The 16,440-nt window shown below is 61.8% G+C and carries 17 protein-coding genes; 8 read left to right on the top strand and 9 right to left on the bottom strand.

Annotated elements, in window-relative coordinates:
- Positions 1-19: 19 nt before the first annotated feature.
- The 4 genes from glmU to P7F28_RS23695 form a co-directional block, all read right to left on the bottom strand.
- Positions 20-1,381 (bottom strand): bifunctional UDP-N-acetylglucosamine diphosphorylase/glucosamine-1-phosphate N-acetyltransferase GlmU, encoded by a 1,362-nt coding sequence (gene glmU / locus P7F28_RS23710; RefSeq protein WP_277187208.1) that lies wholly within the window; start codon positions 1,379-1,381, stop codon positions 20-22.
- Between the two features lie 128 nt (positions 1,382-1,509).
- Positions 1,510-2,487, bottom strand: coding sequence for a tRNA 2-thiocytidine(32) synthetase TtcA (ttcA, locus tag P7F28_RS23705; protein ID WP_277187207.1), 978 nt, complete (start codon positions 2,485-2,487; stop codon positions 1,510-1,512).
- A complete protein-coding gene (locus P7F28_RS23700; RefSeq protein WP_277187206.1) occupies positions 2,484-2,885 on the bottom strand; it encodes a dihydroneopterin aldolase in 402 nt (133 codons plus the stop codon). Before P7F28_RS23700 ends, ttcA begins: the two co-directional genes overlap by 4 nt.
- Before the next feature lie 37 nt (positions 2,886-2,922).
- Positions 2,923-3,765, bottom strand: a complete 843-nt coding sequence (locus P7F28_RS23695; RefSeq protein ID WP_277187205.1) for an SDR family oxidoreductase — start codon at positions 3,763-3,765, stop codon at positions 2,923-2,925.
- A 13-nt stretch (positions 3,766-3,778) separates the two neighbouring features.
- On the opposite strand from P7F28_RS23695, the gene P7F28_RS23690 reads away from it, so the two are divergent.
- The 3 genes from P7F28_RS23690 (at position 3,779) to P7F28_RS23680 (ending at position 6,850) form a co-directional block, all read left to right on the top strand.
- Positions 3,779-4,978 (top strand): class I SAM-dependent methyltransferase, encoded by a 1,200-nt coding sequence (locus P7F28_RS23690; protein ID WP_277187204.1) that lies wholly within the window; start codon positions 3,779-3,781, stop codon positions 4,976-4,978.
- A 10-nt stretch (positions 4,979-4,988) separates the two neighbouring features.
- Positions 4,989-5,183, top strand: coding sequence for a DUF2905 domain-containing protein (locus P7F28_RS23685; protein WP_277187203.1), 195 nt, complete (start codon positions 4,989-4,991; stop codon positions 5,181-5,183).
- A 125-nt stretch (positions 5,184-5,308) separates the two neighbouring features.
- Positions 5,309-6,850 (top strand): tetratricopeptide repeat protein, encoded by a 1,542-nt coding sequence (locus P7F28_RS23680; protein ID WP_277187202.1) that lies wholly within the window; start codon positions 5,309-5,311, stop codon positions 6,848-6,850.
- Here the strand turns inward: P7F28_RS23680 and P7F28_RS23675 are convergent.
- From P7F28_RS23675 to P7F28_RS23660, 4 genes are all read right to left on the bottom strand, one after another.
- A complete protein-coding gene (locus P7F28_RS23675) occupies positions 6,847-8,091 on the bottom strand; it encodes a multifunctional CCA addition/repair protein (RefSeq protein WP_277187201.1) in 1,245 nt (414 codons plus the stop codon). The two genes, P7F28_RS23680 and P7F28_RS23675, sit on opposite strands and share 4 nt — an antisense overlap.
- A complete protein-coding gene (locus P7F28_RS23670; protein ID WP_277187200.1) occupies positions 8,088-8,711 on the bottom strand; it encodes a glutathione S-transferase family protein in 624 nt (207 codons plus the stop codon). The genes P7F28_RS23675 and P7F28_RS23670 overlap by 4 nt, the downstream gene beginning before the upstream one ends.
- A 15-nt stretch (positions 8,712-8,726) precedes the next feature.
- Positions 8,727-9,683, bottom strand: coding sequence for a complex I NDUFA9 subunit family protein (locus P7F28_RS23665; protein WP_277187199.1), 957 nt, complete (start codon positions 9,681-9,683; stop codon positions 8,727-8,729).
- A 145-nt stretch (positions 9,684-9,828) separates the two neighbouring features.
- Positions 9,829-11,796 (bottom strand): lytic transglycosylase domain-containing protein, encoded by a 1,968-nt coding sequence (locus P7F28_RS23660; protein WP_277187198.1) that lies wholly within the window; start codon positions 11,794-11,796, stop codon positions 9,829-9,831.
- Between P7F28_RS23660 and P7F28_RS23655 the strand changes: the two genes are divergently transcribed.
- Complete coding sequence (locus tag P7F28_RS23655; protein WP_370467391.1) at positions 11,790-12,434, top strand: 5-formyltetrahydrofolate cyclo-ligase; 645 nt, start codon at positions 11,790-11,792, stop codon at positions 12,432-12,434. The two genes, P7F28_RS23660 and P7F28_RS23655, sit on opposite strands and share 7 nt — an antisense overlap.
- Here P7F28_RS23655 and P7F28_RS23650 read toward each other — a convergent pair.
- Positions 12,431-12,943 (bottom strand): winged helix DNA-binding protein, encoded by a 513-nt coding sequence (locus tag P7F28_RS23650; protein WP_277187196.1) that lies wholly within the window; start codon positions 12,941-12,943, stop codon positions 12,431-12,433. The genes P7F28_RS23655 and P7F28_RS23650 overlap by 4 nt on opposite strands.
- 184 nt (positions 12,944-13,127) lie before the next feature.
- Between P7F28_RS23650 and pxpB the strand changes: the two genes are divergently transcribed.
- The 4 genes from pxpB to P7F28_RS23630 all read left to right on the top strand — a co-directional run.
- On the top strand, positions 13,128-13,772 hold the full coding sequence (gene pxpB / locus P7F28_RS23645) for a 5-oxoprolinase subunit PxpB (RefSeq protein ID WP_277187195.1): 645 nt from the start codon (positions 13,128-13,130) through the stop codon (positions 13,770-13,772).
- Complete coding sequence (locus tag P7F28_RS23640) at positions 13,769-14,803, top strand: biotin-dependent carboxyltransferase family protein (RefSeq protein ID WP_277187194.1); 1,035 nt, start codon at positions 13,769-13,771, stop codon at positions 14,801-14,803. The genes pxpB and P7F28_RS23640 overlap by 4 nt, the downstream gene beginning before the upstream one ends.
- 70 nt (positions 14,804-14,873) lie before the next feature.
- Positions 14,874-15,620: a 5-oxoprolinase subunit PxpA gene (gene pxpA, locus P7F28_RS23635; RefSeq protein ID WP_277187193.1), complete on the top strand. Its 747-nt coding sequence runs from the start codon at positions 14,874-14,876 to the stop codon at positions 15,618-15,620.
- Positions 15,621-15,733: 113 nt separating this feature from the next.
- On the top strand, positions 15,734-16,440 hold a 707-nt coding region (locus tag P7F28_RS23630; RefSeq protein WP_277187192.1), incomplete at its 3' end, for a DUF969 domain-containing protein.

The following is a 16,440-nucleotide window of genomic DNA, read 5'->3' as shown; positions in this document are numbered from 1 at the left end:
CCTTTGGTGGGTTCGTCTCTCAACTTTTCTTCTTGGTCGGCCGGACGTAATCGTTGCGGCTGATCTGCGTCTTCTCGTTCAGCACGAGTTCGCCTTCGCCTACGTCCTTCCAGACCGTCGTGCCCGCCGCGATCGTCACGCCACGGCCCACGCGCACCGGCGCGACCAGCTGCGTATCCGAACCGACGAAAACGTCGTCTTCAATCACGGTGCGGAATTTATTCGCGCCGTCGTAATTACAGGTGATGGTGCCCGCGCCGATATTCACGCGCGCGCCGATATCCGCATCGCCGATATAGGTGAGGTGGTTCGCCTTCGAACCGTGCCCGAGTGTGGCGTTCTTCACTTCGACGAAGTTGCCGACGTGCGCCTCGTCGCTGAGCTTCGCGCCGGGACGCAGACGCGCGTACGGGCCGAGCACGACCTTCGCGCCCGCCGTCGCGCCTTCGATATGCGTGTAAGCATCGATCCGCGTGCCCGCACCGATCGACGCATCGCGGATCACGCAGTTCGGACCGATGCTCACGTTATCCGCAATCGTCACGTTGCCTTCGAACACGCAATTCACATCGATCGATACATCCGCGCCGCACGTCAACGTGCCACGCACATCGATACGCGCAGGATCGGCCAGCGTCACGCCCGCTTCGAGCAGCGCATACGCCACATTGCGCTGATGGACGCGCTCCAGTTCCGCGAGCTGCACCTTGCTGTTCACGCCGAGCGTTTCCCATTCGGCGTCGGGTTGCGCGGTGACCACATCGACGCCCGCTTCGATCGCGCGCTCGACCACGTCGGTCAGATAGAACTCGCCCTGCGCGTTGTTGTTCTTCAGCGACGCGAGCCATGCTTCCAACTGACGCGTCGGCGTCACGATGATGCCCGTGTTGATTTCGGCGATTTCCAGTTGATCCGGCGTCGCGTCTTTCTGTTCGACAATCTTCGTCACATTGCCATTCGCGTTGCGCACGATGCGGCCGTAGCCCGTGGGGTTATCTACCGTGACGGTGAGCACGCCGTACTTGTCGGTGCCGGCGGCATCGAGCAGACGTTGCAGTGAGCTTGCGCGCGTGAGCGGGACATCGCCGTAAAGCACCAGCGTGGGCACGGACGGATCGAGCAGCGGCACGGCCTGCTGCACGGCGTGGCCGGTGCCGAGTTGCTTGTCCTGCGAGGCGAATTGCACATCGGGTGCGCCGACCATCTCGCGCACTTTCTCTGCGCCGTGACCGACGACCACGACGAGGCGCGTGGGCGACAGCGTGCGCGCCGTGTCGATGACATGGGAAAGCAGCGGCTGGCCCGCCAAAGGGTGCAGCACTTTCGGCAGGGCGGAACGCATACGCTTGCCCATGCCGGCAGCCAGAATCACGATGTTCATCGTTGGGAAACCTGCAGGATTGATAGGAGGAAAGCCAATGCTATCACGCGAATTTGACCATCATTTACGCGTGCAGCGGCGCGGCGCTGACGTGTCGTCAATGCAGGCCGCGCATGATCCGGCAAGGGTTACATGTCGTCAAAGTGCACAATTTGAATGGCATTCGACTCTGGCGACGGTTCGCTCGCGCACGGTTCCTCGTCGAATGCGATATCGCCTTGCGGATCGGCCTCGCCGGTGGCGCGCAGATCGCCGAACGGGAACAGCTTGTGATCCATCAGATGCGAAGGCACCACGTTCGTCAGCGCGTTGGACATATTGTCCACGCGGCCCGGAAAACGCTTGTCCCAGTCGCGGATCAGCGCCTTCATTTCGGCGCGCTTCAGGTTCGGCTGACTGCCGCACAGATTGCACGGGATGATCGGGAATTCGCGCAGTTCCGCGTACTTTTCGAGATCCTTTTCCTTCACGTAGGCCAGCGGGCGAATCACGATGTTCTTGCCATCGTCCGATTGCAGCTTGGGCGGCATGCCCTTCAGCTTGCCGCCGTAGAACATATTGAGCAGCAGCGTCTGAAGAATGTCGTCGCGATGATGGCCGAGCGCAATCTTGGTCGCGCCCAACTCGCCCGCCACGCGATACAGAATGCCGCGCCGCAACCGCGAGCACAACGAGCATGTGGTCTTGCCTTCCGGCACCAGCCGCTTGACGATGCTGTACGTATCCTGATTTTCGATGTGAAACGGAATGTCCAGGTTGCTCAGATAATCCGGCAGCACATGCTCCGGAAAACCCGGCTGCTTCTGATCGAGATTCACCGCGACGATCTCGAAGTCGATCGGCGCGCGTTCGCGCAGGCGCATGAGGATATCGAGCATCGCGTAACTGTCTTTGCCGCCCGACAGGCAGACCATGACCTTGTCGCCGTGCTCGATCATCTTGAAGTCGCCGATCGCCTGGCCGACCTGACGCGCGAGCCGCTTGAACAGCTTGTTGTTCTCGTACGCTTCTTTCTGCTCGCGTTTGGTCAGCGCTTCGCGCTCGGCTTTCGGCTCTTCGTTTGGCCCTTCATTTGGCCCTTCAGCCAGATTTTCACGCGCGTTCATGCTCGCTCCTCTTTGATGCGGAAGACTTCGACGCCCACCGCGTCGCAATCGTGATAGACGTCGGGCTTTTCCGTCGATACCACGACGGCGCGCACATTCGGATGCGCGAGGAGCGCGGCGGCGACGTCATCGCACAGCGTTTCCTGCAAATGGATATGGCCGCGCTGCACGCGCGCCGCGATGGTCGAGCGCATGAAGTCGTAATCGACCACTTCGTCGAGCTTGTCGGCGCGCGGCGTGGAAAGCGCCAGCGGCACGAACAGTTCGACATTGATAACGACGCGCTGCTCGCCGCGCTTTTCGAAATCATGCACGCCGATATTGATGCGGACTTCGTAATTGCGCAGAAAGAGCCGCCGGCAATCGGCGAGCCGGGGATGCGAAAGTGCGGCAAGCATGTGTGTTCCTAAATTCAGCTAAATTCGGTAAGCGCGTTTACGGCTTCTGCGTGCCGATCATGTACATCACGTCGCGCGGGCTCGGCACCAAATGCTGCCCGCCATCGACAACGAGCGTCGTGCCCGTCACGCCATGCGCGTTCGCCAGATAGCATGCGGCCTGCGCCACGTCGTCCACCGTCGATGCACGATTCAACGGCGTCACGCGATGCGCCGACGCGAACGTCTCCGGCGTCTGCCCGGCGGAAATCAGCGTCAAACCCGGCGCGAGACCGACCACGCGCAGCTTCGGTCCCAGCGCCTGCGCCAGCGCGATGGTCGCGTTGTCGAGCGCGGCCTTCGTCAGCGTGTACGACAGGTAATCCGGGTTCATGTTGTACAGCTTCTGGTCCAGCACATTGATGACGACGCCGCGCTTCGAGTCGTCGCTGGCGGCGGCATCCGGCGTGATTTCGTGCAGCATGCGCGTGAGTGTCAGCGGCGCGGCGACGTTGACGGCGGTCATTTCCAGCAATTTCGCGTAGCTGAAGTCGGCGGCGGTATCTTCATCGAAACGCGAGGCGCAGTTTACGACGCAGTTCAATCCGCCGAACGCTTCGACGCACGCGGGCACTAGCCTGACGACTTCGCTTTCGACGCCGAGATCCGCTTTCAGCGCGACCGCGCGCCGCCCGAGCGATTCGATTTCCGCGACGGCTTCGGCAGCGTCACGTTCGGAGCCGCCGTAATGGATCGCGACATTCCAGCCCTGACGCGCGAATTCCAGCGCGATTCCCCGTCCGATGCGCTTCGCCGCGCCGGTGACGAGAACGCTTCGGGAATGCGGGACAGAACCGGATGACGGCACGTTGGCGGAAGAAAACGGCGTGGAAGCGCTCATTTACAATACTGGGATGAATCCGATAGCCCGACAAACCGATAGTTTACCTGCTCCGGGCGCCGAAGCGCTCGAGCAATCCGAAGCCCTGATCGATCTGATCCGCGAGCGCATTGCGGCTGCGGGCGGCTGGCTGCCGTTCGATCGATATATGGAACTCGCGTTATACGCGCCCGGCCTCGGCTACTACAGCGGCGGCGCAATGAAATTCGGCCTGCGCGGCGACGATGGCAGCGATTTCGTCACCGCGCCGGAATTGTCGCCGCTGTTCGCGCTGACGCTGGCGCGGCCGGTCGCGCAGGCGCTCGAGCGCAGCGATACGCGTCGCGTGATGGAGTTCGGCGCGGGCACGGGCAAACTCGCTGCGGGCTTGCTGAACGCGCTCGGCGAGAAAATCGACAGTTACGCAATCGTCGATTTGTCCGGCGAGTTGCGGGCGCGTCAGCGGGAAACCATCGAAAAGTATGCGAAGGCGTTTGCATCGAAAGTGGAATGGCTGAGCGCGTTGCCGGAAAGTTTCGAAGGCGTCGTGATCGGCAATGAAGTGCTGGACGCCATGCCCGTGCGCCTCGTGGTGCGCAAACTCGGCGCGTGGCACGAGCGCGGCGTCGTGCTGCTGAACGATCGTTTCGCCTTCGACGACCGCCCGGTTTCCGCCGATATGCAAATCGAACTGATCGATACCGCGATCGACGAATCCAACGATGACGAGCCGTTCGCCGAATACCTCACCGAAACGCACGAAGCGGCGCTCGCCTTTACCAAGACCATTTGCACGATGATCACGCGCGGCGCGGCGTTTTTCATCGACTATGGTTTTCCGCGACGCGAGTTCTATCACGCGCAGCGCGCGACGGGCACGCTGATGTGTCATTACCGGCATCGCGCACATTCGGACGCGTTCGTTTATCCGGGTTTGCAGGACATCACGGCGCATGTGGAATTTACGGGCATCGCGGAAGCGGGAACGGATGCGGGCGCGGACTTGCTCGGTTTCACCTCGCAGGCGCGCTTTCTGATGAACGCGGGCATCACCGATGTGCTCGACGAACTCGATCCCTCCGATGTCAAACGCTTCCTGCCCGCCGCGAATGCCGTGCAAAAGCTGCTGTCCGAAGCGGAAATGGGCGAGTTGTTCAAGGTGATCGCATTCTCGCGCGGCATCGCCGATACGCTCGATGCCTTCGCCACCGGCGATCGTTCGCACACGCTATGAGCGCGCCATCATGATCCGCTGGGTCATCACCACCTTCATCGCGCTGGCGATTTTGTCCGGCTCGCTGCCGTGGCTGAAGAAGCTCGGCATCGGCCGGTTGCCCGGCGATTTCACGCTGCGTCTTCGCGGCAAGGAATATTCGTTTCCTTTTATGTCGACGCTGTTGTTATCGATTGTGTTGTCCTTGATTGCGCGGGCGCTTTGAGCGCAAATTCGAATTACGGCTAAAGAGCAAGCCGTGTTAATCGTGGAAAATCGCGCGCAAGCGGGTGCGCGATCTTCCTGGCAGGGCGCTGCACTGTTCTTTTGAAACATGGACAGGAAGCTCGAATGTCGAATTCCGAAATAGACGCGTCATACGCCGAACAACAATATCTCGAAGCCGAGCGTCTTTATGCAGCGCAGCGTTTCGCCGAAGCGCTCGCGGTGCTCGAACCCGTGCTGCATGCCGGTTTCGAATCTCCGGCCATGTGGAACGTTGTCGCAGCGTGCAACCTCTCGCTGAACAAACCGGACGACGCCGAACGCGCTTTCCGGCGCGCAATCGAACTGCATCCCGCTTATTGCGAGGCGCATTCGAATCTTGGCGTGTTGTTGACGAATCAGAAACGCTATCCGGAAGCCGAAGCCTCGCTACGCGAGGCACTCAGGCACGATCCCGCGCACGCGGCGAGTTACAGCAATCTCGGCGTGGTGATGCAGGCGCGCAATCGCCTGCCGGAGGCGGAAAAAGCATATCGGCAAGCGCTCAAACTTCGCCCCGATTTCCCCGATGCCACGATGAATCTCGGCGTCGTGCTGCGTGATCAGGGTCGTCTTGCCGAAGCCGAACAAACGTTTCGGCGCATTCTCAACGACCAGCCGGAAGGCGACGCAGCGTTTCGGGTGGCATCGGATGATCATCCGGTGCAGGTGTCAGCGAAGGTCGAGCTTGCACACCTGATGTTGGCGACGGGACACTATGCGCACGGCTGGCGTCTCTATGAAAATCGCTACGACGCGCGGCTTGGGCATCGGAACACGGTGCCGCCGGCAATCGAATTGCCGCAGTGGCAAGGGGAATCGCTGAAAGGCAAATCCGTGCTGGTGTATGCCGAGCAAGGCAACGGCGACGCTATTCAGTTCAGCCGATATTTTCCCGTGCTGAAGCAAATGGGCGCGAAGCATGTTGCGTTCGTGTGCCCGGATCAGCTGCATCGGCTGATGAAGACTGCGCGCGGGCTGGACCGAGTGATCAGCGAAAGCGCGTCGCCCGATCCGCGACACTACGACTGCTGGACCTTTTTGCTGAGCATTCCGCTGCACGCGCGCACTACGCCTGAAACCATTCCGTCCGCCGAAAAGGTGCTTTCCGTGCCGGACGCAGCGTTCGAGCACTGGCGGCGAAGGTTCAGTCTGCTTCCCGGCGCGAAGGTCGGTCTGGTGTGGAAAGGCAGTTCGATCCACCCGAACGACAAGGTACGCTCGCTGCCCGGCCTGACAACGCTCGCGCCGCTGTGGTCGTGTCCATCGGCGAGTTTCGTGAGTTTGCAGAAAGGACAGGGCGAAGACGAAGCGGCTCGCCCGCTCGCTGGCCAACCGTTGATGCATGTCGGCTCCGAGATCGAAGATTTCGCCGATACCGCCGCGATCATCGCGCAACTCGATCTGGTGATTACCGTCGATACCGCCGCCGCGCATCTTGCGGGCGCGCTCGGCAAGCGCTGCTGGGTGCTTCTGCCCGCCATCCGCACCGACTGGCGATGGATGAACTTCACATCGTCTACGCCGTGGTATCCCGAAACGCGTCTGTTCCGGCAGACGCGCTTCAACGACTGGACCGCACCGCTCGATGCAGCGCGCCACGCTTTATCGAACCTTCAGCTCGCTTAATCCGCGACGCCCTTAAGCGATACCTTCACCGCCGCAACGCGCGCATCGTGCACGGCGTCCTTGATCTTCGCGGGCTGATCGGCGTATTGCTGCGCGACCGCGCCGGCATCGACGCTGCGTGCGGCGACCAGCGCTTCGCGCAAGCGCTCGGCTTGCGGATACGCTTGCTGTTCGAGGCCGAGCCGGCCGCGCGCATCGGCGAGACAGGCTTGCAGAGCTTCAGCGAAGCGCGCCGGTTTGCGCAACGCGTCGGAGCGCTCGAACAGACGCACGAGCGCGGCCGCGCCCATCTCCATGACGCGATGAATATTGCCGTGCTCGCGCGCGACCAGCAGCGCCAGATCGCGGCATTCGTTCGGCACACGCAGACGCTCGCATAACGGCCGCAACAAATCGACGCTGCGCCCTTCATGACCGATATGACGCGGCAACACATCTTCCGGCGTGGTCGCCTTGCCAAGATCATGCGTCAGCGCGGCAAAGCGCACCGGCAGCGCAAAACCCTGCGATGCCGCGTAATCCAGCACCATCATCACGTGAACGCCAGTGTCCACTTCGGGGTGATAGTCGGCGCGCTGCGGCACGCCCCACAGGGCATCGACTTCGGGAAGAATGCGGGCGAGCGCGCCGCAACTGCGCAGCACATCGAACATGCGCGATGGCTTTTTCTCCATCAGCCCGCGCGATATTTCCTGCCATACGCGTTCGGGCACGAGCGCATCGACTTCGCCGGCGGCGACCATGCGCTTCATCAGTTCGGCGGTTTCCGGCGCAACGCTGAAGTCCGCGAAACGCGCGGCGAACCGCGCGAGGCGAAGAATGCGCACCGGATCTTCGATAAACGCATCGCCGACATGGCGGAACAGCTTGCTTTGCAGACCGGCACGGCCATCGAACGGATCGATCACGGGGCCGGTGAGTTCGCCGCTCGGACTCACTTCGCGCGCCATCGCGTTGATGGTCAAATCGCGGCGCGTCAAATCCTCTTCGAGCGTGACGTCCGGCGAATAGTAAAACTGGAAACCGTGATAACCCGCCGCCGTTTTGCGCTCGGTGCGCGCCAGCGCGTATTCCTCCTGCGTGCGCGGATGCAGAAACACCGGAAAGTCCTTTCCGACTGGCCGATACCCCTGCGCCACCATTTGTTCCGGCGTCGCGCCAACCACGACGTAATCGCGATCCACGACCGGCACACCGAGCAATTCATCGCGGATCGCGCCGCCCACGGCGTAGATGTTCATCGGCCGATTTCCTTGCGCGCGTCATCGATCCATGCGGCGACGGCGGGCAATTCGGTGATGCGTTTTGCGTACGCTTGCGACTGCGCGCTCAGTGCGGGCGCGTAAGTGTTGAAACGCATGACGACGGGCGCGAACATGGCATCGGCGATGGTGAAGTCACCGAACAAAAACGGACCGTTGGATTTGCTCAGACACTCAGCCCAGATCGCTTCGATGCGCGCGATATCGGCGAGCGCTTCGGGCGTTGCGCCTTCGCCCGGCGCACGCTTGAAAATTTCGAGCGGCATGTTCTTGCGCAGATCCGAGAATCCCGCGTGCATCTCCGCGCTCACGCTGCGCGCGTGTGCGCGAGCGATGGCATCGCGCGGCCACATCGCGTGTTCGGGATGCATCTCAGCGATCGTTTCCATGATCGCGATCGATTCCCAAATCGTGTCGCCCGAATCGGTGATGAGACACGGCACTTTTCCTGTCGGCGAGACCTTGCGCAGATTCGCTTTGGACTCCGGCGCGTACAGCGGAATCAGCACTTCATCGAACGCGATGCCGAAATGTTTGAGCAGAACCCACGGCCGCATCGACCAGGAAGAGGCATTCTTGTCACCGATAACGAGCTTCATACCACTCCAACTAATTTAACGATGCGCCGTAGCGCGAAAGGAACCAAACCGCGAACGCGGTGCATTGCCCGTGAGATAAAGCGGCGCGATCGCCTCGATGCTCGCCGGTTCGTCGATACCCAACTCCGGCGCCAACGGCCCGCTGGCGATATTCGGCGTCTGCATGGAGTCGAGATTGTCGCGCGAAATGATCGGCTCACCCGGCGCCATTTCCATAGTCATTGCCTGAAGTCGGCCAAGACTGTCCGGCAATTTGATGATGCGCGCATGCTTGCCGATGGTCGCGCCCGCGAATCGCACGAGTTCCGCGAGCGTGTAGACGTGCGGCCCGGCGAGTTCGTATGTTTGGCCGTTGGCGGCATCGAGATCGAGCACGTTGACCATTGCTTTCGCGACATCGCCGACGAAGACGGGCTGGAATTGCGCATCGGCGCAGGCGAGCGGAATCACCGGGAACACGCGTTCGAGAAACGCAAACTGATTGAGCAGATTGTCCTCGGGACCGAACACGACCGAACTGCGAAACAGCGTCCAGTCCAGACCGGATTCGCGGATTGCTTTTTCGCCGTCGCCCTTGGAACGCAGATACATGCTCGGACCTTGCGAATCCGCGCCGATCGCGCTCATATGCAGCAGCCGCCGCACGCCCTTCGCCTCGCACGCCGCCGCGATCTTGCGCGGCAATTCCACATGCGCTTTCGCGAACTCCGGCCCGTACGGATCGCCGCGCCGCCCTTGAAGCACGCCAACGAGATTGATTACCGCATCGGCCTGATCGATGAAACCGGCGAGTTGCACGGGATCGTGGATATCGCATTCGATCACATCGATCGGCAGCAGCGTCAGATGCTGCGCATTCACGCGCCGCCGCGTGGCGACGCGCACGTTCTTACCGAGATCGACCAGCGCATTGATCAAGTGACTGCCGATAAAACCCGAACCGCCAATCAGCGCTACTTTCTGATGTCGCATATTCGCCTCTTCGCGTTCTGGACTGCGGTCTTGGGTTGCGCGAGACGCACATGAAAACGAAAACGCCCGCGCATCTTTCCGTTCGACGAATCGCCGGAAGAAGCGCGGGCGCGGACAAAGCGCTCAAATAACGATCAACTCACGATCAGGGAGCGATATAGCCCAGGCGCGCCTTCAGCGATTGCGGACGGCCTTCGAACAAAGCAGCGTAATACACGGTGTTCGACAGCACGTTCTTCACGTAATCGCGGGTTTCGGCGAACGGGATCGTTTCAGCAAAAATCGCGCCCTCGACAGGCGCACGCAAATCCTGCCGCCACTGGCGCGGCCGACCCGGACCGGCGTTATAACCGGCGGTGGCGAGCACGGGCGAATTATCAAATTGATTGTAGATCATCGAAAGATAGTTCGTGCCGAGCAGGATATTGGTGTTGATGTCGTTCATCTGCGCGCGCGAGACGCTGCCCAGACCGATCTTCTTCGCCACCAATTGCGCGGTGCCGGGCATCAATTGCATCAGGCCGCCCGCGCCCACTTCCGAACGCGCGTTGATGATGAAGCGCGATTCCTGGCGAATCAGCCCGTATGCCCATTCGACGTCGAGGCTCGTATCCTTCGCGTCACGTTCGACGATATCGCGGAACGGCGACAAATAACGCAGCGTGAAATCGTGCTCGGTCTTGGTCTTGTCGGCGGTGTTGACCGTGCGATCGAACAGTTCGATGCGCTTGGCATACTGCGCCGCCGCGATCAACTGGCGATCCGTCATGCTGCGCAGCGGCCAGTTCCATTCGCGATTGCCTTCCAGCCGCATGTTCAGCGCATAGAACCGTTGCGACAGCGCGAAGCCCGGCACCGACTGCATCTGCGCAATTTCGGCGTCGCTGACGGTCGTGCGTTGCGGCACGGTGATCTTCTGGCCGAGTTCTTCGAGCGCGAGCTGGCCGTAGAAGTTGTACTGATCGGAAATGGTCTGGAATTCCTGATTCGCCGTGGCCGCGTCGCCCGCTTGTCTGAGGGCGCGTGCGTGCCAGTAGACCCACGACGGCTGATTGCGCAGCGTCGGCGGCATCTGTTCGATCGACCAGCGCACCATGTTCCAGTCACCGGCGAGCAAGGCGCTGCGCGTGCGCCACTCATACGCCGGATTCGACAGCGTCGCATTCGCCGACAGCCGATACCAATCCGCCGCCGACGGCATGCGCTTCAACGCCGCCTGATAGCCGATCGTGCCCCAGCCGATCGCGCGTTCCTGCGCCGTCAACCCCGGCGCAACGGACGAGAAAGTGGCCGCGGCCATCGCCGGATCGTTGCGCGCCAGACGCGTGATCGCGAGCAGCGTCAACTGATGCGCGGGCGTGTTCGGCATGACGCCGCGCGCCAGATACAGCGGCGGCTTGTTGACGGCGTTATCGAGCAATTCGGGCTTCGGCTTTTCCTGACCGAGCGCATCGACGATATTCGAGCCGGTGGTCGTGTAGTTCTGCTCGTACGCAATGCGAATTTGCTGCCAGATATCGTCGCTGGTGAACTGACCGGATTCCGCGAGCGCGCCGATCAGATCGACGCAGCCGTCGCCGTACCACTTCGGATCGACGAGCAGCGCACGCGCTGCATCCGCGACATTCTCGCCGCGCGACATGCGGGCTTCGAGCGCGTAGCACTTGACCTGCGTGTCGTCGTTGAGCACGAAACGGGCATATTGCTGCTCGAAGTTTTTCCAATCGTGACGGCCGCCGAGCACGACCAGATAGTCGTTGCGCATGCGGTCGGCAATGGCCTGGCCGTCATAGCGTTGCAGGAACGACAACACCGGCGCGTCGGGCGCATCCGCGCGCGCGTGGCCTTGCGAGTCGAACAACTGCGGCTTGATCGTGAAATATTCGATGTAGCTCGGCGCGGGATAGTTCGGAATCTGCGCGGCGAGCACGGCGGCTTTGCCGGCATCGTTGTTGCGGGCTGCGTCGCGCAACTGCATGAAGATGCGGTCGTCGGACGACGGTTGAGAATCGGCATCGGGCGGGACGGCGGCAGCGGTTCCGCAGGCGACCATCGTGAACGCGGCGATCGCTGAGAAGGCCGCAAGATATACTCGGCTGAGACGTTTTGACATCGTTATTTCTGGAGCGCAAATTGGTCCTAAGATCGGTCCAAAGCATAGCACGCAACGATTCGGCAGAACTCAATGTTCAGCCTAAAAGCGCATTGCGCGCGAGGCTTCTGGCAAGCCGTGAAGCGCACAATGAAAACCCCGCGCGCGCCGCGATGGATCAGGCGCTCGCCGCGCAGTTGAAGCGCGTGATCGATGAATACGACATCGCGTGTATCGGCTTTTATTGGCCGGTCGCCGGTGAGTTCGATGCACGCGGCGTCATGACGCAGTGGCTCGCTGCTTCGGATGCGCGTGAAGGCGCGTTGCCGGTCGTGGTGACACCGCATTCGGCGATGGCGTTTCACGCGTGGCACGCTGAATCGCCGATGAAGACTGGGCGTTACAAGATTCCCGTTCCACAAGAAGAACGCGTGATCGTGCCGGACGTGCTGCTGATTCCCTGCGTCGGCTTCGATACGGACCGATTCCGCTTAGGCTACGGCGGCGGTTACTACGATCGCACGCTCGCGGCGTGGCCTGTGGACAAGAAACCGGTGACGATCGGCATCGCGTTCGAAGCGGGCAAGTGCGATTCGCTGCCGCGCGAAAAGCACGATATGCCGCTGGACGCCATCGTCACCGAATCGGCGATTTATTAAAGCGATGCGGCCGCGCGCGCCGCTGTGTCGTACAGACCGGAGGCGTTGCGCATCAACTGCGCGGCATCGCCGATTTGCTCGTTTGTCATGCCGCTTTCACGCAGCGTCGCCATCAGGCAACTCTCGCGCACTTCGCGATACTTGCCGCACAACTCGCGCCCTGCCGCCGTCGCGGAAAAAAGCACTTCCTTGCCGGTTTTCTCGCTTGTCACATAACCGCGCGCGACGAGTTTCTTCAGCGCGTACGTGGCCACGTGCGTGTCTTCGATATTCAGCACAAAGCAAATATCCGCCAGCTTCTTCTTCCGATCACGATGGCTCACGTGATGCAGCAGCGACACTTCCACCGCAGTCATATCCTTCGCGCCCGCCGCCGACATGCAGCGCACCATCCATCGATTGAATGCGTTGCTGACCATGATGAGGCCATACTCGAACTCCGAAAGCTCCGCGCTGGTTTCGGAAACGAGATGCTCGGACGAGACGATCTTGGTAGGGTGACGCGACATGGTTGAACCCGCTGAAAGGTGCATCGGAGTGTAGCGCGACGTTATTCGCCAGCACGCGTGCTGAGCGCTTTGCAACGCTCCGGACAAACCTGAATAGATAATTTCTTGATAATTTATTGACAATGTAACATTGTGTGGCGACGTAAGGCAGACCTTTCGCGCCGCATCCAAGGCAAAACGAGGCATGACAACACCACGCATTTATCCGTTGGGCGACACCGCACTGGTGTGCGAATCCGCGCCGCCCGCCACGCTCGACTGCCAGCGCCGCATTTGGGCGCTCGCGGATATCGCGCGCCTGATGCCGCACGTCGTCGAGGTCGTGCCGGGCATGAACAATCTGACGATTGTGTTCGATCCGCTGCAAGCCGATTACGAATCGCTCGCGTCCGAGCTGGAAGCGGGCTGGGAAAGCGTTGGCGTCAATGACGACGCGGGCGCGGACATCGAAATTCCCGTGTATTACGACGGTCCCGATCTCGCCGATGTCGCGAAGCACGCAGGTTTGTCGGTCGATGAAGTCGTGAAGCGGCATTCGGATGCCGAATACGTCGTGTTTTTTCTCGGTTTTCAGCCGGGATTCGCGTATCTCGGCGGACTCGATGCGTCGCTGCACATGCCGCGCCGGACGGAGCCGCGGCTGGAAGTGCCGGCGGGTTCCGTGGGAATCGGCGGAGCGCAGACGGGGATTTATCCGGCGGTTTCGCCCGGTGGATGGCAATTGCTCGGACGCACGGAACTCAAGCTGTTCGACCCGTCGCGCAATCCGCCCACGTTGATGCAACCCGGCGACCGCGTGCGCTTCAAGCCCGTGGAGGTGCGCGCATGATCGACGTGATTCGCGCGGGCCTGCTGACGTCCGTGCAGGATTTGGGGCGTCACGGTTACCGGCATCTCGGCGTCAGTTCGGGCGGGGCGCTGGATGCGCTGTCGCTGGAAATCGGCAATCGGATCGTCGGGAATAAGCCGGACGCGGCGGGTATCGAAGTGACGTTCGGGCCGATCGTGCTGCGCTTCAAGCACGCGACGCGCATCGCCATTACGGGCGTCGATTTCGGCGCGACGCTGGACGACAAGCCGATCTATTCGTGGTGGAGCGTGCCCGTGCGCGCGGGTCAGGAATTGACGCTGCGCGCGGCCAAGCGTGGCATGCGCGGTTATGTGGCGATCGCTGGCGGCATCGACGTTTTGCCGATGCTCGGTTCGCGCAGCACCGATCTCGGCGCGGGCTTCGGCGGTCTCGGCGGCCGCGCGCTGCGCGACGGCGATCGTCTGCCGGTCGGCGTGCCGCAGCCGCACAAGGGCATCGCGTTTTCGCCGGAAGAACCGGCGTTCGGCGTGAAAGCGCCTGCATGGTGCAAATTCGTTCTCGTCGATGAACCCATCCGTCGCGGCCGTCACGCGCCCGGACTTGCGTGGTCGGTGCCGATCCGCGTGCTGCGCGGCCCGGAATATGCAAGCTTCACGCAGCAGGCGCAGCGCGATTTCTGGAACGAGGAATGGACCATCACGCCGAACAGCAATCGGATGGGCTTTCGTCTGGCCGGAACGGAGTTGCAGCGCGAAGACAAGACCGAGTTGCTCTCGCACGCGGTGCTGCCCGGCACGATTCAGGTGCCGCCGAACGGCCAGCCGATCGTCCTGATGGGCGATGCGCAGAGCACAGGCGGTTATCCGAAGATCGGCGCGGTCATCAAGGCGGATTTGTGGAAGCTCGCGCAAGTGCGCCTGAATGGTGGCGTGCGGTTTATCGAAACATCGGTGGAAGAGGCGCGTAGCGCGCTTGCGGAAGAACGGCAGTACGTAAGTCAGGTGGAAACGGCAATCGCGATGCACGAGGAACGCATCGCGCGAGTGTGACGCGAGCTGCGCACAAGACGCGGCCGGATATCCCAACGTAATGACTACTTCGAACGAACGACGAACCATCATGGAAATCGATCTGAACGCCGATCTCGGCGAAGGCTGCGGCACCGACGAAGCGCTGCTCGATCTCGTCAGCTCTGCGAACATCGCGTGCGGCTGGCATGCGGGCGGCGCCACCGCGATGCACGAGTGCGTGCGCTGGGCCGTGCAGAAAGGCGTCGCGATCGGCGCGCATCCGAGCTTCAACGATCCCGAGAACTTCGGCCGCAAGGAAATGAATCTGCCGCCCGGGGAGATTTACGCGGGCGTGTTGTATCAGCTTGGCGCGTTGTCGGCGATTGCGCAGGCGGAAGGCGGGCGTATCGCGCATGTGAAGCCACACGGCGCGCTATATAACCAAGCCGCAAAAAGCCCCGAAATAGCCGATGCCATCGCGTCCGCCGTGCATGACTTCGATCCGTCGCTGCTGCTGTTCGGCCTCGCCAACAGCGGATTGATCGATGCCGCGCATCGCGCCGGTTTGATCGCTGTGGAAGAAGTATTCGCGGATCGCGGCTATCGCGCCGATGGCTCGCTCGTGCCGCGCAAGGAACCGGGTGCGCTGCTCGACGATGAGGATCAGGTGCTCGACCGCACGCTTGCGATGGTGCGTGAACAGCGCGTGCAGGCGGTATCGGGCGAATGGGTGCCATTGAACGCGCAGACCATCTGTCTGCATGGCGATGGCGCGCACGCGCTGGCTTTTGCGCGTCGCATTCGCGGCGCATTGACCGATGCGGGCATCGACGTACGCGCAGCCCGCGCCGCTTGATTGGTTTCGAGAAACGCCCCGCCTAACGCGGGGCGTTTCAACAAGTGGCCACAGAGCCGCAAGCAAGAGCGCCCGTCCGAGGTGCGGTGCTTCCCTGTCCGTTTGGAGAACTTATGACTACGTCTGTGAATTTATGGCCGCTCATCGGGGTGGCTGTCATCATCGTGGGGTTCGTGCTGCGCTTCAATCCGATGCTGATCGTCGCCGCCGCCGCGATCATCACCGGATTCGCAGCGCATTTTCCGGTGGAGCGCATTCTGACCGCCATCGGCAGCGGGTTTCTCAAGACGCGGAATATTCCGCTCATCATTTTGCTGCCGCTCGCGGTCATCGGCTTGCTCGAACGACACGGTCTGCGAGAACGCGCGCAAATGTGGATTTCGGGCATCAAGGCGGCGACGGCCGGGCGTTTGTTGATCGTTTATCTGTTCGTGCGTGAAATCACGGCGGCGGTCGGCTTGACGGGACTCGGCGGCCATCCGCAGATGGTGCGCCCGCTGCTCGCGCCCATGGCCGAAGGCGCGACCGAAGCCCGTTACGGCAAGTTATCCGATGCCACGCGTTACAAGCTGCGCGCGTATTCGGCGGCGACGGACAACGTCGGCTTGTTCTTCGGCGAGGACATTTTCGTCGCGTTCGGCGCGATCGTACTGATGACCACGTTCCTGAAGGAAGCCGGCATCGTCGTCGAACCGATGCACGTTGCCGTGTGGGGCATCCCGACCGCGATCTGCGCGTTTCTGATCCACGGCTTCCGCCTCTGGCTACTCGACCGCCGCCTCGCGCGCGAACTCGATGCGCTCACCCGCCACGTCGCCGG

The organism is Caballeronia sp. BR00000012568055 (assembly GCF_029439455.1).
Lineage (GTDB): Bacteria > Pseudomonadota > Gammaproteobacteria > Burkholderiales > Burkholderiaceae > Caballeronia.
This window is presented reverse-complemented; position numbering and strand designations above follow the sequence as displayed.

What these genes read in the sequence shown, in the direction of transcription:
- P7F28_RS23685 (WP_277187203.1), top strand. Translation starts at nt 4,989, where the DNA reads ATGATCCGCTGGGTCATCACCACCTTCATCGCGCTGGCGATTTTGTCC.
- pxpB (WP_277187195.1), top strand. Translation starts at nt 13,128, where the DNA reads ATGACAACACCACGCATTTATCCGTTGGGCGACACCGCACTGGTGTGC.
- ttcA (WP_277187207.1), bottom strand. Translation starts at nt 2,487, where the DNA reads ATGAACGCGCGTGAAAATCTGGCTGAAGGGCCAAATGAAGGGCCAAAC.
- pxpA (WP_277187193.1), top strand. Translation starts at nt 14,874, where the DNA reads ATGGAAATCGATCTGAACGCCGATCTCGGCGAAGGCTGCGGCACCGAC.
- P7F28_RS23660 (WP_277187198.1), bottom strand. Translation starts at nt 11,796, where the DNA reads ATGTCAAAACGTCTCAGCCGAGTATATCTTGCGGCCTTCTCAGCGATC.
- P7F28_RS23665 (WP_277187199.1), bottom strand. Translation starts at nt 9,683, where the DNA reads ATGCGACATCAGAAAGTAGCGCTGATTGGCGGTTCGGGTTTTATCGGC.
- P7F28_RS23675 (WP_277187201.1), bottom strand. Translation starts at nt 8,091, where the DNA reads ATGAACATCTACGCCGTGGGCGGCGCGATCCGCGATGAATTGCTCGGT.
- P7F28_RS23695 (WP_277187205.1), bottom strand. Translation starts at nt 3,765, where the DNA reads ATGAGCGCTTCCACGCCGTTTTCTTCCGCCAACGTGCCGTCATCCGGT.
- glmU (WP_277187208.1), bottom strand. Translation starts at nt 1,381, where the DNA reads ATGAACATCGTGATTCTGGCTGCCGGCATGGGCAAGCGTATGCGTTCC.
- P7F28_RS23700 (WP_277187206.1), bottom strand. Translation starts at nt 2,885, where the DNA reads ATGCTTGCCGCACTTTCGCATCCCCGGCTCGCCGATTGCCGGCGGCTC.
- P7F28_RS23640 (WP_277187194.1), top strand. Translation starts at nt 13,769, where the DNA reads ATGATCGACGTGATTCGCGCGGGCCTGCTGACGTCCGTGCAGGATTTG.
- P7F28_RS23650 (WP_277187196.1), bottom strand. Translation starts at nt 12,943, where the DNA reads ATGTCGCGTCACCCTACCAAGATCGTCTCGTCCGAGCATCTCGTTTCC.
- P7F28_RS23690 (WP_277187204.1), top strand. Translation starts at nt 3,779, where the DNA reads ATGAATCCGATAGCCCGACAAACCGATAGTTTACCTGCTCCGGGCGCC.
- P7F28_RS23670 (WP_277187200.1), bottom strand. Translation starts at nt 8,711, where the DNA reads ATGAAGCTCGTTATCGGTGACAAGAATGCCTCTTCCTGGTCGATGCGG.
- P7F28_RS23680 (WP_277187202.1), top strand. Translation starts at nt 5,309, where the DNA reads ATGTCGAATTCCGAAATAGACGCGTCATACGCCGAACAACAATATCTC.